The organism is Lysinibacillus sp. A4 (genome assembly GCF_024919535.1).
GTDB lineage: Bacteria > Bacillota > Bacilli > Bacillales_A > Planococcaceae > Lysinibacillus > Lysinibacillus capsici.
In genome coordinates this window covers 1-894 of record NZ_JANWTB010000038.1, presented here as the reverse complement: position 1 = coordinate 894, position 894 = coordinate 1, and the positions used below count along the sequence as shown (strand labels likewise).

Genomic DNA, 894 nt, shown 5'->3' with positions numbered 1-894 from the left:
ACTTAAACGTTAATTCCTTCGTTAATACACGTATTCTATTTACCCCCTTAAAGATACGATGTAAATAAGTGCTGACAGTGTGAGGCATCTTTTCAGCCGAAACACTCGGCGTAGCCGGTAGTTATTGTTATATCGGATATGGCGATTATCTATTGCTACGCAAGCATTTCAATTTGCTACGCAAATCTCATGCGATAGTAGATGCACTTTTTATACCGTTGTCTTTAAGGACTACACCTCACAAACGTTGATATGACGCGGTTTAGGACTGCTGTTCTGCACTTTTATATTGAAGAAAGTGCTGGCGGATAATGAGGTCATACCGTTAATGCCGTCTTGCTTCTGTTAAAACTCGCTGTAATGATGGTGTATCTTCGAATATGAATACGCTAAGATTCCGATTGTTCATGCAAGGCTCCGTGCGTAATATCCTATGTCCATTTTGCGTAAGTATATTCGCCACTCTAAGCGACCGAACTGCCTTTAGTTTGCGTGTCATGCAATTGTACCTCCTCACATTCTGTAAAATCACCGTCAATTATAGTAATCTTTCTACGAATACTGATGGCTGCCCGAATCTCATTAACTTGCGCTTGTAAACGTAAAATTTGTTTCTCTAAATAATCTACGGAGTCATCTGATGCATGCTCAATGTTTGTTTGGAAGAATGCTCGTTGCGTTGTGTATGTTTCAATCGATAGAATCACACTAGCAATAGATTGAGTTAAGCCTGATAATGCAGATTCATCGAACCTTCGCAGTTTAGTATCTGATTTCTCTAATGTTCGGATACGCGCATTTGCTTCATGAAGTTGACCTAATAATTCATCACGTTCCATAGATAAATGAGAATAAGCACCGTCAATTTCTCCTGAATAATCTTCATTTTGCATC

Annotated in this window: 1 protein-coding gene; it reads right to left on the bottom strand. The window is 39.1% G+C overall.

All coding sequences use genetic code 11. The features are described from left to right. Positions 1-464: 464 nt before the first annotated feature. The coding region (locus NY607_RS24175; protein WP_259420614.1) for a hypothetical protein at positions 465-894 on the bottom strand (430 nt) is incomplete at its 5' end.